11 protein-coding genes are annotated in these 14,740 nt (G+C 64.4%); all 11 read right to left on the bottom strand.

Annotated elements, in window-relative coordinates; translation table 11 throughout:
• Positions 1–127: 127 nt before the first annotated feature.
• The gene (gene hemW, locus GXN74_RS13240; RefSeq protein ID WP_162371418.1) at positions 128–1,258 is read right to left on the bottom strand and encodes a radical SAM family heme chaperone HemW; all 1,131 of its coding nucleotides are present in this window, start codon (positions 1,256–1,258) and stop codon (positions 128–130) included.
• An 11-nt stretch (positions 1,259–1,269) separates the two neighbouring features.
• The gene (gene lepA, locus GXN74_RS13235; protein ID WP_162371417.1) at positions 1,270–3,081 is read right to left on the bottom strand and encodes a translation elongation factor 4; all 1,812 of its coding nucleotides are present in this window, start codon (positions 3,079–3,081) and stop codon (positions 1,270–1,272) included.
• Between the two features lie 44 nt (positions 3,082–3,125).
• Positions 3,126–4,070 carry an RluA family pseudouridine synthase gene (locus GXN74_RS13230; RefSeq protein WP_162371416.1) on the bottom strand — a complete coding sequence of 315 codons (945 nt, stop codon included), beginning with the start codon at positions 4,068–4,070 and terminating at the stop codon, positions 3,126–3,128.
• A 243-nt stretch (positions 4,071–4,313) separates the two neighbouring features.
• Complete coding sequence (locus GXN74_RS13225; protein ID WP_212505813.1) at positions 4,314–5,285, bottom strand: sugar ABC transporter substrate-binding protein; 972 nt, start codon at positions 5,283–5,285, stop codon at positions 4,314–4,316.
• A 90-nt stretch (positions 5,286–5,375) separates the two neighbouring features.
• Positions 5,376–6,332 (bottom strand): ABC transporter permease subunit, encoded by a 957-nt coding sequence (locus tag GXN74_RS13220; protein WP_162371415.1) that lies wholly within the window; start codon positions 6,330–6,332, stop codon positions 5,376–5,378.
• Positions 6,319–7,857 carry a sugar ABC transporter ATP-binding protein gene (locus tag GXN74_RS14805; RefSeq protein WP_281355237.1) on the bottom strand — a complete coding sequence of 513 codons (1,539 nt, stop codon included), beginning with the start codon at positions 7,855–7,857 and terminating at the stop codon, positions 6,319–6,321. Before GXN74_RS14805 ends, GXN74_RS13220 begins: the two co-directional genes overlap by 14 nt.
• A 117-nt stretch (positions 7,858–7,974) precedes the next feature.
• A complete protein-coding gene (locus GXN74_RS13210) occupies positions 7,975–8,895 on the bottom strand; it encodes an ABC transporter permease (RefSeq protein WP_162371414.1) in 921 nt (306 codons plus the stop codon).
• A gap of 18 nt (positions 8,896–8,913) precedes the next feature.
• Entirely contained in the window at positions 8,914–10,299 is a 1,386-nt protein-coding gene (locus tag GXN74_RS14800) for an ATP-binding cassette domain-containing protein (protein WP_162371413.1), read from the bottom strand.
• Positions 10,300–10,325: 26 nt separating this feature from the next.
• Entirely contained in the window at positions 10,326–11,297 is a 972-nt protein-coding gene (locus tag GXN74_RS13200) for a sensor histidine kinase (protein WP_162371412.1), read from the bottom strand.
• Positions 11,290–12,888 (bottom strand): response regulator, encoded by a 1,599-nt coding sequence (locus GXN74_RS14795; RefSeq protein WP_162371411.1) that lies wholly within the window; start codon positions 12,886–12,888, stop codon positions 11,290–11,292. Before GXN74_RS14795 ends, GXN74_RS13200 begins: the two co-directional genes overlap by 8 nt.
• Positions 12,889–12,905: 17 nt before the next feature.
• Complete coding sequence (locus GXN74_RS13190) at positions 12,906–14,528, bottom strand: alpha-amylase family glycosyl hydrolase (RefSeq protein ID WP_162371410.1); 1,623 nt, start codon at positions 14,526–14,528, stop codon at positions 12,906–12,908.
• Positions 14,529–14,740 lie beyond the last annotated feature (212 nt).

Here is a 14,740-nt window from a genome sequence, read left to right as displayed (position 1 = left end):
CTGTAAACAGGTCCGTGGAATAAATGCCGCTCCCTTGCATCACGCCCAAGACCAAAAAAGCACCAGCAATAGCTGGTGCCTATGTTATAAGTTTTTCGGGACATTTTCAAAAACGCTTGACAGGGGTTTAGAGCAAAAATCGGGACAGCACCCGGTTGGAAAGGTCGATGCCCTTCCGGGTGAGCTGGATGCCTTCCCTGGTCTCCCTGAGGAGCTTCGCTTTCTTCAGCTGCTGGATCACTTCCCCGTAGAGGCTGTCCATGGGAATCTCGAACTTCTCCTCGAATTCCCTTTTCTTCACCCCGGCCATCTGCCTGAGGCCCAGGAACATGAATTCCTCCACCGCCTCCTCCAGGGGGACGGGGTGGACCTCCCGCCGGATCTCCTCCAGCTGCCCCTTCCAGGAGAGGTATTCCTCCAGCAGTTCCGTGTTCTTGAAGCGGACGCCCTCCACGAAGGAGGAAGCCCCCAGCCCCAGGCCCAGGTATTCCTCCAGCCGCCAGTAGACCTGGTTGTGCCGGGATTCCCTCCCCGGGCGGCTGTAGTTGGAGATCTCGTAGTGGATGTAGCCCTTGGATGCCAGGTAGTCGTGGGCCATCCAGTACATCTCCCTGTCCAGGACGTCCGAGGGGAGTTCCCTGTCGTCCGGATAGCGGGTGGCGAAGGGGGTTCCCTCCTCGATGATGAGGCTGTAGCAGGAGATGTGCTCCGGCCCCAGCTCCACCACCTGCCGGAGGCTTTCCTTCCATTCCCTGGCAGTCATCCCCGGAAGGGCGGACATGAGGTCCACGTTGATGTTGTCGAACCCTTCTTCCCGGAGCATCCGGTAGTTGTCCTGGAACTCCTTCCAGCTGTGGATCCTGCCCAGGTTCTGCAGGTGGTGTTCCTGGGTGGCCTGGAGGCCCAGGCTGATCCGGTTCACCCCGTTCCGCCTTAAAGCCCGGGCCTTCTCCCGGGTGAGGGTGCCGGGGTTGGCTTCCACGGTCACCTCCGCCCCTTCCTTCAGGACAAAGAAGAGGCCCAAGGCCTGGAGGATCTCCTCCAGGGCCTGGGCTTCCAGTATGGTGGGGGTCCCCCCGCCGATGAAGACGGAACGGACCTGCTTCTTGCAGGCCTTTCCGGCGATCCGGACCTCCCGGACCAGGGCCTTCACATAGGCGTGGATCCGGGCCTTGGGGGCGCAGAAGGACAGGAAGTCGCAGTAGTCGCACTTCTTCCGGCAGAAGGGGATGTGTATGTAGAGGCTGATGTCTGTCATGGGAACCCTCCCTATTCGTCCAGCTTGAGGACGCTCATGAAGGCTTTCTGGGGCACTTCCACGCTGCCGATCTGGCGCATGCGCTTCTTCCCTTCCTTCTGCTTCTCCAGGAGCTTCCGCTTCCTGGAGATGTCCCCGCCGTAGCACTTGGCCAGGACGTCCTTGCGCATGGCCTTGACGGTCTCCCTGGCGATGACCTTGTTGCCGATGGCCGCCTGGATGGGAATCTCGAACTGGTGTCGGGGGATCTCCTCCTTCAGCTTCTCCGCCATCTTCCTGCCCCGCTCGTAGGCGGTCTCCTCATGGACGATGAAGGAGAGGGCGTCCACCACCTCCTTGTTGATCATCATGTCCAGCTTCACCAGCTGGGACTGCTTGTAGCCGATGAGCTCGTAGTCGAAGCTGGCGTAGCCCTTGGTCCTGGACTTCAGGGCGTCGAAGAAGTCGTAGATGATCTCGTTCAGGGGCAGCTCGTAGGTGAGCTGGGCCCGGTTGGCTTCTATGTAGTGCATGTGGAGGTATTCCCCCCTGCGCTGCTGGCAGAGCTCCATGATGGAGCCGATGTAGTCCTTGGGCACCATGATTTCGGCCTTGACGATGGGCTCCTCCATGTGGTCGATGGTGGTGGGTTCCGGCAGGTCCGAGGGATTGGAAAGCTCCAGGACGGTGCCGTCGGTCTTGTAGACCTTGTAGATGACGCTGGGGGCCGTGGTGACCAGGTCCAGGTTGAACTCCCGCTCCACCCGCTCCTGGATGATCTCCAGATGGAGCAGCCCCAGGAATCCGCAGCGGAATCCGAAGCCCAGGGCCACGGAGGTCTCCGGCTCGAACTGGAGTGCCGCGTCGTTCAGCTTCAGCTTGTCCAGGGCGTCCCGCAGGTCCTGGTACTTGGAGCCGTCGGCGGGGTACATGCCGCAGTAGACCATGGGGTTCACCTTCTTGTAGCCCGGCAGGGGGGCGGACGCCGGGTTCTTCACCTCGGTGATGGTGTCCCCCACCTGGGTCTCCCCAAGGCTTTTGATGGAGGCCGTCACGTAACCCACATAGCCGGCGGTGAGCTCCTCGCTGGGGATGAAGGCGCCGGGGGCGAAGTAGCCCACCTCCACCACCTCGAACTCTTTCCTGCTGTTCATCATCCGGATCTGGCTGCCCTTGCGGATGCTCCCCGACATGACCCGGCAGAAGACGATGACGCCCTTGTAGGGGTCGTATTTGGAGTCGAAGATCAGGGCCTGGAGGGGGTCCTCCTTGGATCCCTTGGGCGGGGGCAGCACGGAGACGATCTTCTGCAGGACCTGGTCGATGTTGATCCCCTCCTTGGCCGAGATCAGGGGAGCGTGCTGGGCCTCGATGCCGATGATGTCCTCCACCTCGTGGATGACCCGGTCCGGGTCGGCGCTGGGGAGGTCGATCTTGTTGATGACGGGAAGGATCTCCAGGTCATGCTCCAGGGCCAGGTACACGTTGGCCAGGGTCTGGGCCTCTATCCCCTGGGCGGCGTCCACCACCAGGATGGCTCCCTCGCAGGCCGCCAGGGAACGGCTGACCTCGTAGTTGAAGTCCACATGACCGGGCGTGTCGATCAGATTGAACACATACTCCTCGCCGCTCTCGTCCTTGTAGACCAGGCGCACGGCCTGGGCCTTGATGGTGATGCCCCGCTCCCGCTCCAGCTCCATGTTGTCCAGGACCTGTTCGGACATTTCCCTTTCCGTCAGCAGGCCTGTCTGCTGGATGATCCGGTCGGCCAGGGTGGACTTCCCGTGGTCGATGTGGGCGATGATGCAAAAATTCCTTATGTTTTCCTGTTTTATATCTGACACGCGCTTACTTCCTTCCTATCGTAACGGTTTGATTTCAGAAGCAATTATAGCATAGTCCCCGGTTCTCCACAAGAGCCGGGAGCGGGGAGCAGCGCCCCGAGGTCCGGAGGCAGGGGGCTTTCGAACCCAAGCTGCTCCCCGGTCCGGGGATGGCGCAGGACCAGCCGGTGGCAGTGGAGGGCCTGGCGGCCCGGGACCGTCTCCCCGGGAATCCCGTAGAGGGGGTCCCCCAGGAGGGGATGGCCCCCGTGGGAGAGGTGGACCCGGATCTGGTGGGTCCTGCCGGTCTCCAGCGTGAGGGAAACCAGGGAGACCTCCCCGGCCTGGGGATGCTCCCAGGTCCCGAGGACCTGGTACCGGGTCCGGCTCTCCCGCCCCCCGGGAAGGACCTGCCGGCGGACCGGGTCGTCGGGGGACTTGCCGATGGGCTGGTCGTAGGTTCCCTGGGGCGGGTCCGGACGGCCGTGGACCAGGGCCAGGTAGGCCTTCTCCTCCACCGCCCCCTCCTCCGAAAGGCGCATGTGGGCGTGGGCGTCCTTGGCCACCAGCACCAGGCCGGAGGTGTCCCTATCCAGCCGCCCCACCAGCCGCACGATGGCCCTCGGGTCCTCCCGCCGCAGGTGGTGGAGGATCCCGTTGGCCAGGGTCCCCGCCGGATGGTTGGGGGTGGGGTGGACCAGGAGGAAGGGGGGCTTCTCCACCACCAGGATGTCCCTATCCTCGTAGAGGATGGCGAGCTCCATGGGCTGGGGTTCGAAGGACTGGACCCCCCGCTCCTCCATCCGGACCTCCACCCGGTCCCCTTCCTCCAGGGTCCGGTCCATGGGGGCGGGCCTGCCGTTCACCAGGACGCCCCCCGCCTTTGCCGCCTTCTTCAGGAGGCGTCCGGAGAGCCCCCCCGTCCCCTTCAGGAAATCCTTCAGCTTGGTGTTCCCCTGGCCGGCCTCCACCCGGAAGCGGAGGGCGGCTTGCCTGTCATGCTCTTTCATTTCCCGTTCCTTCCTTAATTAGCGTTCATTTCCATGGTTCCTGGATTCCATGATACCCCATGGGCCCGTTTCTGTAAAGCACAAGGGGCCGGTGCTGCGCTCCCCGCGGCTCCGGCCCCTTGCTCATCCTTTTTTGTGTCGCTCTCTCTTTTTTTTGGTCGCGGGGACATCTGCCGCCCGCGCCTTCTTTCCTATTGCAGTTTTCTCGCTATTTGAAATACTCGTCCTCTTTATCCTAACTCTCTATTTGATATACTCTCCCACATTGTCCTTGTCGATCAGCGTGTGGTGCACGATGATCTCCGCCGGCACCTCTTCCCCGTTGGCGATCTTGAAGATGGTCTCCATCCCCAGCATCCCCTGCTCCGTGGTGCTCTGGGAGATGGTCGCCGCCAGCCGCCCTTCCTTCACCGCCGCCAGTGCGTCGGGGGTGGCGTCCAGTCCGTAGATCTTGATCTTGTCCTGGAGCCGGGCGTCTTCCACCGCCTTCAGGGCCCCCATGGCCATGCCGTCGTTGTTGGCCACGATGGCGCTCAGGTCCGCGCCGGTCTGCAGCCAGTTCTCCACCAGCTTCAGGGCCTCGTCCGTCTTCCAGTTGGCCGTCTGCTCATAGACCACCTCGATATCCCCGTACTGGCCCAGGATGTTGTAGTACCCTTTGGTCCTTCCGATCTGTCCGTCGGAACCCATGGGTCCCAGCAGGAAGGCCACCTTGCCCTTCCCGCCCATGTCCTCCGCCGCCGTCCGCATCTCCAGCTCTCCGCCCTCCACAGGGTTGGCGCCCACATAGGCGTCCGCCAGCTCCTGGTCTGTGATCCGCTGGTTCACGGTGATGATGGGGATTCCGGCCGCTTTGGCCGCCGTCACCGCAGGCTTGATGCCGTCCACGGAAACGGGCTCCACCATGATGCCCGCATAGCCCTGGGTGATGGCCGTCTCCGCCTGGCTGATCTGCTTGGCAACGTCATGCTCCCCGTCGAAAATGGTCAGCTGCACGCCCAGCTCGTCCGCCTTGGCCTTCACCGCTCCGGACATCTCCATGGTGAACGCGTTGGTCATGTGGCTCATCAGCAAGGCGTACCTCTGGTCGGAAAGATCCGCCTCCCGGCTCTCGGCTCCGTTGCCCACGCTGTCCGCCGGCTGCTCCGTCGCATTCCCGCATCCTGCAGACAGGACCAGGGTCAGCGCCAGCAGCACCGCAAGCATTCCTTTCATTGCGCATACCTCCTTCTTGTGTTGTGTCGTATCTATGGCAAGCCTTCCCGGTCCCCCGGTCCGGCAGGTCCATCCTCCTGCCTCCTCCGTTCACTTCCTCTTCCCCTTCATGTCCAGCAGCACCGCGAAAATGATGATGGCCCCCTTGATGACCAGCTGGTAATGGGAGGACACGTTCAGGATGTCCAGGCCGTTCCCGATCACCGCGATCAGCAGGGCCCCGATGACGGTCCCGTACCACTTCCCGGACCCTCCGGACATGCTCACGCCGCCGATGATCACCGCCGCGATGGCGTCCAGCTCGTAGGACTGCCCCGCCGTGGGGTTCCCCGAGACGGTCCTGGAGGCCAGCACCAGTCCCGCTAAGCCCGCCAGCAACCCGGAAATGGTGTAGACCGCCAGCCGTATCCTCTGGACGTCGATTCCGGAAAAACGGGCGGAAACCTCGTTCCCCCCCACGGCATAGACCCTTCTCCCGAACACCGTTTTGTTCAGGAGGAAGGCGCTGGCTCCGGTCACCACCAGGAAGTAGACCACCAGCAGGGGCACCACCTCCAGCACGAAGGCCCCCGCGATGTTCTCGAAGGCCGCGGTGACCCCGAAGACCGGGGACCCCTTGCTCACGATCAGGGCCAGGCCCCGGACGATGGTCATCATCCCCAGGGTCACGATGAAGGGGGGGATGTTCCCGTAGGCAACCCCCACCCCGTTCAGGAGGCCGATCAGGGCCCCCAGCCCCAGGGCCAGCACCACCGGCACCAGGAAGGGATACTCCCCGGGATGGGCGAAGCTGGCGGCGACCACCCCGGTCAGGGCCACGATGGACCCCACCGAAAGGTCGATCCCCCCGGAGATGATGACGAACATCATGCCCATGGCCAGGATCCCGTTGACGGAGGCCTGCTTGATGATGTTCATCAGGTTGGCGGGCCTGGCGAAGGCGCCGGGGGAGAGGAGCATCAGGGCCCCCAGGACGCCGGCGAAAACGAAAAGGATGCCGAACTCCCGCATGAATCTGGATGATTGTAGGCTTTTAGCCTGTTCCACTGCTCCCACCTCCCTCGAATTGCGCCGCATAGCCCAGGATCCTTTCCTGGTTGAAGTCCTTCCGGGCGACCTCCCCGGTCACCCGGCCGGCGGCCATGACCAGGATCCTGTCGGCGATCCCCATGATCTCCGGAATCTCCGAAGAGATGACGATGACCGCCTTGCCCGCCTTCACCAGCTCCCCCAGGAGCAGGTAGATGTCCCTTTTGGCCCCCACGTCCACGCCCCGGGTGGGCTCGTCCAGGACGATGATCTCCGGCCCGGCCAGCAGCCACTTGGCCAGGACCACCTTCTGCTGGTTCCCTCCGCTGAGGGAGTCCACGGGGGCCTTGGGGGAGGCGGCCTTCACCTTCAGCTTCTCCATGCTCTTGCTGACCACGTCCCCTTCCCGGCTCCCGTCCAGGATCCCCCGGGGGAAGAGCCGGTCCAGGGAGGCCAGGGTGATGTTCTCCTGGACCGTCCCCTTCAGGTTCAGTCCGGAACCCTTCCGGTCCTCGGTGACCAGGGCCATCTTCAGGGCGATGGCGTCCCCGGGCCTTTGGATCCGCACCGGCTTCCCGTGGACATGGACGCTGCCGCCGGTGGGCTTGTGGATGCCGAAGAGGGTCTGGGCCAGTTCACTCCGGCCGGCGCCCACCAGGCCTGCAATCCCCAGAATCTCCCCCTTCCGGAGGGAAAGGTCCACGTCCCTTACCTTCCTGCCCCAGCAAAGGCCCCTGACCTCCAGGACCACCTCCCCGGGGACCACCGTCTCCTTGGGGAAGACCTCCCTGATCTCCCGGCCCACCATCCTCCGGATCAGCCGGTCGTTGTCCAGGTCGGCGGCGCTGTCCGTGCCCATGTGCCGGCCGTCCCGCAGGACGGTGATCCGGTCGGCGATCCTGAAGATCTCCTCCATCTTGTGGGAGATGTAGATGACCCCCACCCCCTGGGCCTTCAGGCGGGCGATCTGCTGGAACAGGATCTCCACCTCCCGGTCTGTGATGGCGGAGGTGGGCTCGTCCATGACGACCACCTTGGCGGAGAGGGAGACGGCCTTCACGATTTCGACGAGCTGGCACTGGGCCACGCCCAGGTCCCGCATCCGGGCACCCGGGTCCACGGGGACGTCCAGCTGGGTGAAGAGCCTGCCGCATTCCCTGGCCATGGCCTTCTTGTCCGCAAGACCGAAGCGCGTCCGGATCTCCCTTCCCAGGAACACGTTCTCCCACACCGTCATGTCCAGGACCGGATGCAGCTCCTGGTGGATCATGGCGATGCCCTTGTCCATGGCCTCCCGGGGGCTCCGGTTCACGATCCTCCTGCCTTCCAGCAGGATCTCCCCCCGGTCCGCGGGATGGATCCCCAGGAGGATCTTCATCAGGGTGGACTTCCCCGCCCCGTTCTCTCCCATGAGGGCATGCACCTCCCCCTTGGCCACCTGCAGGTGGATTTCCTCCAGGACCCCCACACCGGAAAATGCCTTGGAGATTCCCTTCATTTCCAGCACCGTTTCCGACACGGGGCCACCCCTTTCCTCAATCATCTCGTGTTCCTTCCATTGTACCCTGCCCCGCCGGACCCAACAACGGGACAAACTATAGAATAGGGGGGGCAAAATAAAGAAGAAGGCCGCAGCCTTCTTCCGTGTACGTTTCAATTCTCACTCTTCCTTGTTGGCGCTGTCCAGGGCCAGGGCCCCCAGCAGGATGGCCCCCTTCAGGAGGTTCCGGTAGTATTCCCCCACCGAGAGCAACAGCAGGGCATTGCCCAGGACCTCCAGGATGAAGATTCCCAGGATCATGTGGAGCAGGAGCCCCCGCCCCCCCTTGAAGCTGACGCCCCCCAGGGCCGCCCCCACCAGCACGTCCAGCTCCACCCCGGTGGCCGCCCCCGGCTGGGCCGACCCCACCCGGGAGAGCAGCAGCATGCTGGCCACCCCGGCGAAGAAGCCCCCCAACCCGTAGACGATCCACTGGACCCGGACCGTGTCCACCCCGGCCAGCCGGGCCGCCTTCCCGTCGGCCCCCAGGGCGTAGATGTACTTGCCCAGGTAGGTCTTGGAGAGGAGGAAGGTCCCCAGGCCCACACACAGCAGGAAGATCCACACCGTCCAGGGGATTTCCAGGAAGGTCCCCCGGTCGAACCGGTGGAGGGCTTCCGGCAGGTTGTAGATGGGCATCCCCTTGTGGACCATTTTTCCCAGGCCGCGGTAGACCACCCCCAGGGCCATGGTCAGGATGAAGGGGTGGATCCGCACCTTGGCGGTGACCATCCCGTTGATCCAGCCCAGCAGCAGGCCCAGCAGGACGCAGAGGGCGGCGGCGGGCAGCACCGGGACCCCCTGGGCCATCAGTTCCGCGGCGACCATCCCCGTAAGGGCCACGATGGCCCCCAGGGACAGGTCCATCCCCCCGCCCAGGAGGATGATGCCCATGCCCACGGCCACCACCCCGGTCACCGCCAGCTGCCGTCCCATGCTGACGAGGGCGGGGCCGGTGACCAGATAGGGGGCCAGCAGCCGCAGCGCCAGGAGTTCCAGGGCCAGGATCGCCAGGACCGCCCAGGAGTTCTTCTTACCCATATTCCCTTCCCCTTCCTACTATAAGATGCTTTGGACCACCGTCTCCTCCCCCATCGCCAGCCCGTCCCGGATGCTCCAGGACCCGTCCTCCTGGAACAGCAGGATCCTGTGGCAGAAGCCCGCCAGGTCCCCCAGGTCTCCGGAGAAGAGCAGGATGCCCATGCCTCCCGCGGCCAGTTCCCCCAGCCGCTGGTAGGCCAGTTCCTTGGTCACCAGGTCCGCCCCCTGGAAGGGGTTTTCCACCAGCAGGACCTTGGCTCCCCCCAGGACCGCCTTGCGCAGGGCCAGCAGGAACTGCTGGTCCCTTTCCAGATTACGGGCCGGCAGGTCCAGCTTCCCCTCCGGGATGCCCATCTCCCCGGGCAGGGTCCTTGCCATGTGCCGCACCACCCGGCCGGGGAGGATCCCCAAGGGGCCGGAGACGCGCTTGGCCACGGCCAGGAGCAGGTTCTCCCCGGGCTTCCAGCCGGGCAGGATCTGGTGCTCGAAAAGGGCCTCCGAGAGGACCCCTATTCCCCGGTGGACCGCCAGGTGCTCCTTGCCTTCCTCCCCCAGGAGCTGCCGGAAGAGGGCCATGGCCCGGCCCCGGCTTCCGTCGTGGACCCCCAGGATCTCCCCCTGGCCCAGGACGAAGGGCACCGGGCCTTCCACCGAAAGCGCCGCCGCTCCCGTCCTGTCCCGGACCGCCGGCGCCTGGTGCACCTTGTTCCGGCGGAAGTCCCCGCCGGCCATCAGCTGGGCCGCCAGGTCGGGGGAATACTCGTCCCTGTGGAGGGTCCGGACGACCTTCCCTTCCCGGACCACGGCCAGCCGGTCGAAGCCTTCCAGGCAGGGGGCCACCTTGTTGTAGGTGACCAGGAAGGAGGGGCCCTTGGCCTTCAGCCGCCCCACCAGGTTCAGGAGTTCCCGCTCCTCCTTGGGGCTGCAGTACTCCAGGATCCGGTCCAGGACGATCAGTCGGGCCCCCCCAAGGAAGGCCTTCAGGATCCCCACCTGGCACTGGGCCGCCGGGGACAGGCTGCCCCCCAGGTCGTCCTTGTGGACCCGGGGGCTGTATTCCCGGAGCAGGGCCTCCACCAGGCGGGCCTTTTTCCCCGGGTCGCTCAGGATCCTTGCGGGTTTCCAACCGTGGGCGAGGACCAGGTTCTCCGCCACCCGCAGGTTGGAGACCAGCCGGGTCTCCTTCTGGATCACATGGACGCTCCCGGCCTCCAGGGCCAGGGTCCCCCGGGATAGGGGCACCTCCCCCCCCAGGACCTTGGCGAAGGTGCTTTTTCCGGAACCGTTCAACCCCACCAGCCCCACCAGCTCCCCCGAGAAGACCTGGAGGCGGAAGCCCTTGAGCAGGGGCTCCCGTTCCTGTTCCGTATGCAGGTCCACCGCCCGCAGGATTTCCTTTTCCATTCCCGCCTCCTTTTCCCAGTCCCGCCTTAGTCCCGCACCGCCGGGAGGAGGACCTCCACGGTGGCCCCCAACCCCGGGGTGCTGGCCATGTGCAGGCCCCAGGCTTCCCCGTGGAGCATCTTGATCCGGCTGTTCACGTTGGCCAGGGCGATGCCCGAGCCTCCGCCGCCTTCCAGCCTCCGGGCGTTCTCCCACTCCTGGAAGTTCCGGTTGATCCGTTCCAGCCGCTCCGGCTCCACCCCCATGCCGTCGTCCGTGACCGCAATCTGCAGCTGGCCTGCCCGCACCCGCGCCCGGATGGTCACAAGCCCGGGGCCCAGCTTCATCTCCAGTCCGTGGTAGATGGCGTTCTCCAGGATGGGCTGGAGGGTCAGCTTGGGCAGCCTGCAGGCGAGGACCTTTTCCGCTTCCCCCTCCACCAGGACCCGCAGGTCGAACTTGTTGTTGAAGCGGTACTGCTGGATCTTGAAGTAGCTGCGCACGTGGTGCAGCTCCCTCTCCAGGGTCACGTCCGCTTCCCGGTGGCTGATGCTGTAGCGGAACAGGCTGGAGAGGGCTTCCGTCATGTCCGCGATCTCCTCCACCCCCTCCGCCATGGCATGGCCCCGGATGGAGTCCAGCACGTTGTAGAGGAAATGGGGGTTGATCTGGCTCTGGAGGGCGCTGATCTCCGCTTCCCGCTTCAGGATCCCCGCCGCGTATTCCCGGTCGACGGATTCCTTCAGCTGCTGGATCAGCTCGTGGATGCCCACCGGCCGCCCCTCCCCGAACAGCTCCAGCTCCTCCTCCACCTGCCGGATGGGCCGGTAGACCCGGATCCAGAGGGCCTGGAGGTTGGCCCAGAGGGCGGGAAGGAGGACGAACAGGGGCCAGTTCCCGGCGGGCTGGCCCACCAGGAGGTATCCGGTCACCCCCAGGCCCAGGAGGGCGAAGACAACCATATGGAGCCCCAGGGACCTTCCCAGGGAGCCCTGCCGGGGCCCCAGGGACCTACCCATAGATCCTCCTGTATTCGTTGGGGGTGAGTCCCACCGTTTTCGTGAAGAGCCTGCTGAAATGCCGGGCGTCCTTGTACCCCACCGCCTCCGCCACCTGCTGGACGGTGCCGTCCCCGGCGGCCAGGAGTTCCTTGGCCTTCTCCAGCCTCCGGCGGACCAGGTAGTCCTTGAAGTTGATCCCCGTTTCCTTCTTGAAGAGGGCGCTCAGGTAGACGGGGTTGAAGCCCGCCTCCCGGGCGGCGGATTCCAGGCTGATGTTCTCCCGGTACCGCTCCTCGATGTATTCCTTCACGATCCGGATGGGCCGGTAGTCCTGGACCTTCCGGGAGGCCAAGGCTTCCCGGAGGGCCTTCTCCAGGACCCCGCAGAGCCGGTCCCCCAGGTCCTGGAGGCTGCTTCCCAAGTCCAGGGCCTCCTGGGCCCGGACCCGGACCCCCTCCAGGGGGAGTCCGCCCACCCCCAGGCCGGACAGGCGCTCCAGGACCTGGTCCGTCATGGCACGGCCCAGCTGGTGGACCTGGGCTGGATGGCTAAGTCCCATCCGTTCCAGGGTGCTCCTGTAGAAGCCCTCCAACCCCTTGCGCAGGTCCTCCTCCTGCTCCAACATCCTTGCCAGGACCCCCTCCAGCTCCTGGAGGGGTATGGAAAGGGCCGGAGCGGTCCATTGTCCTTCCTCCCGTGCGGGGACCACACCCCCCTTGTTCTGGAAGATCCGGTCCATCCGGGCGAAGGCGGCTCCGGCGCAGCTCCTGTGCAGGTCCCGGAGCCGGTCCACGGCTTCCCCCAGGCACACGAACACCCGGTAGGGGCCGTATTCCTCCACTTTGGCGGCCACCGCCTGTTGGATCCGCTCCGCCTGGTGCCGGTCCAGCCTTCCTCCCTCCGGAAAATGCAGTATGTACTGGAGGGTCCGGCCTTCCCTTCCCTGGAGGACCTGGAGGGCCTTTTCCTCCAGATGGGGCCGGGCGGCGCTTGCCGCCTTCTCCAGAAGCCCCTCCAGGAACCCGGGCGCTTCCCTGGCCTCCAGCTCCAGGGAAGCGTCCACCTGGACCAGCGCCACCTGGGTGCTTCCCCCGTCGGGGCCGATGCCGTAGTCCTTCTCCAGGCGCTCCAGGTCCCGGTCCCCCAGACGGCACCCTTTTTCCAGGAGCTCTCTGGTGCATTGGGCCTTCAGGACGTTTTCCAGCGCCTTGGCCATCCGGTCCTTGTCCTCCATCCTGCCCCGCTTGGCCACCACCTTGCGGATGATCCGGGCCATCTCGTCCTTGGAGACGGGCTTGAGCAGGTAGTCCTCCGCCCCATGCTTGATGGCGTTTTGGGCGTACTCGAAATCCCGGTGCCCGCTGACCAGGATGAAGCTGGTGTCCTCCTCCGCCTCCCGGCTCTTCCCGATCAGGGCCAGTCCGTCCAGCCCCGGCATGCGGATGTCCGTGATGACGATCTCCGGCTTCTCCCGCCGGATCAGTTCCAGGGCTTCCAGGCCGTTGTAGGCTTTCCCCACCACCTGGATGCCGTATTCTTCCCAGGGCAGCAGCTTCTCGATGAGCTGGCACACCCGGTGCTCGTCGTCTGCGATGATCAGTTTCAACATGTTTCTCCCCTCTTTCCTCACCGGAACACCACGGTGCTCCTCCCCGGTATTTCCGCCACTCCCTTGTCCTTCAGGAAAATCCCCTTGCTTGCGAAGAGGACCACCCGGGTGCCCGTTTTCAGCTGGTTCATGTCGTAGAAGATCTTCTCCTCCCCCAGGTTGTGGAGCACATAGATGCTGTGGCTGGTCCCGGTCCGCTTGTAGGCCACCAGCTGCAGGTCGTTGGTCCGGATCCCCTCGAACCCTCCGGAGAGGAGGGGCTCGTTGTGCCGGCGCAGCCGGACCAGGGTCCGGTAGTGGCTCAGGAGGGATTCGGGATCCAGCTGCTGTTGCCGGACCGAGGGGGTGTTCAGGTTGGAGATGTCGAAGGTCCAGTCCGTCTGGGAGTTGTCGTTCTCCCCCCACGGGAGGGGGGTCCGGGGGTTGTCCAGAAGCCGTTCCCCCCGCATTCCCAGCTCTTCCCCGTAGTAGATGAAGGGGTTTCCGGGCAGGGTCAGGTAGATGTTGGCCGCCAGCTTCATCCCGTCCAGGTCCCCCGGGGAAAAATAGTCCATTGCCCGGCGCTGGTCGTAGCCGGAAAGGAAGGGGACGTCCGAAAAATGCTCCCCGGCGGTGATCAGGGCCTTGTAGCCCGCCTCCAGCATGCCGTTGAAGCCTCCTGCCATCCCGCCCAGGTCCTGCCCCGCTTTCACCATTTCGATGATGGTGTGCTGGGCCAGCTCGTAGTTCAAGGTCATGTCGAAAGGCCCCGTGTAGGCCGACCGGGCCAAAGTGCTGTCCCTGATGTCCCCCGCCAGGACCACGTCCGGCTTGATCTGCCGGCAGAAGGCGCTGAATTCATCGAACCAGGCCAGGTTCAGGGCGGCGGTGTCCACCCCGGCGGCCACTTCCCCCGGGGAATAGACCAGCCCGGCCCCCTCCAGCAGGAAGCCGTCCACGCCCTTTTCCAACCAGTACCGGGCCACCTCGTTCATCATCACCCGGACGTTCAGGTTGTCGTAGTTCAGGTCCGGCCGGTCCGGTCCTTGGCTGCCGTAATAGTAGATGTCCCCCTTGGGGTGCCAGATGTAGGCTCCGTCCACCTTTCGCTGGAAGTCGTAGCCGGGGGTGTCCTTGGGCAGGATGTGGTAGTAGCTCCGGAAGTTGCTGTCCGGCTTTGCGACCGCCTCCTGGAACCAGAAGCTCCCCAACCCGGTGCTGTTCATGGGCAGGTCCAGGACCACCCGGATCCCCCGCCGCCGGGCTTCGTAGAGGAGTAGCTGGAGGTTGGTGAGGTTCCCGTAGTCCCTGTTGATCACGTAGAAGTCGTTCACGTCGTAGCCGTGGCTGCTGTTGGACTGGAAGATGGGGCTCAGGATGATCCCATCCACTTCCAGGTCCCCGTCGCTCATGTCGTTCCCGTCGTTCAGGTAGTCCAGCTTCTGGGCAATGCCCAGCAGGTCCCCGATGCCGTCCCCGTCGCTGTCCGCGAAGGAACGGACGAAAATCCTGTACCACACGCCGTTCTCCACCCCTCCGGTGTGGTCCTGGGGGTTCTTGTATGCTTCATCGTCCCTGCAGGAGGCCGTCCCGATGCCCACCACGAGGACAAACAGTCCCAGGATCGCCCCCAGGATCAATACGCTCGCTTTTTTAACCATTCTGCACCTCGCAATTTCTCATATGGAATGAATCCGTCCTTATAGTATCATTTTTTTTCCGGTTCGAACAGGGGGAATCACGGCTTCCTGTCAAGCGTTTTTGAAAATGTCCCGAAAAACTTATAACATAGGCACCAGCTATTGCTGGTGCTTTTTTGGTCTTGGGCGTGATGCAAGGGAGCGGCATTTATTCCACGGACCTGTTTACAGCG

The organism is Anaerotalea alkaliphila (assembly GCF_010179735.1).
GTDB classification, from domain to species: Bacteria; Bacillota; Clostridia; order Lachnospirales; family Vallitaleaceae; genus Anaerotalea; species Anaerotalea alkaliphila.
Note: the sequence above shows the minus strand (reverse complement) of the source record. Positions and strands in the feature narration are given on the sequence as shown.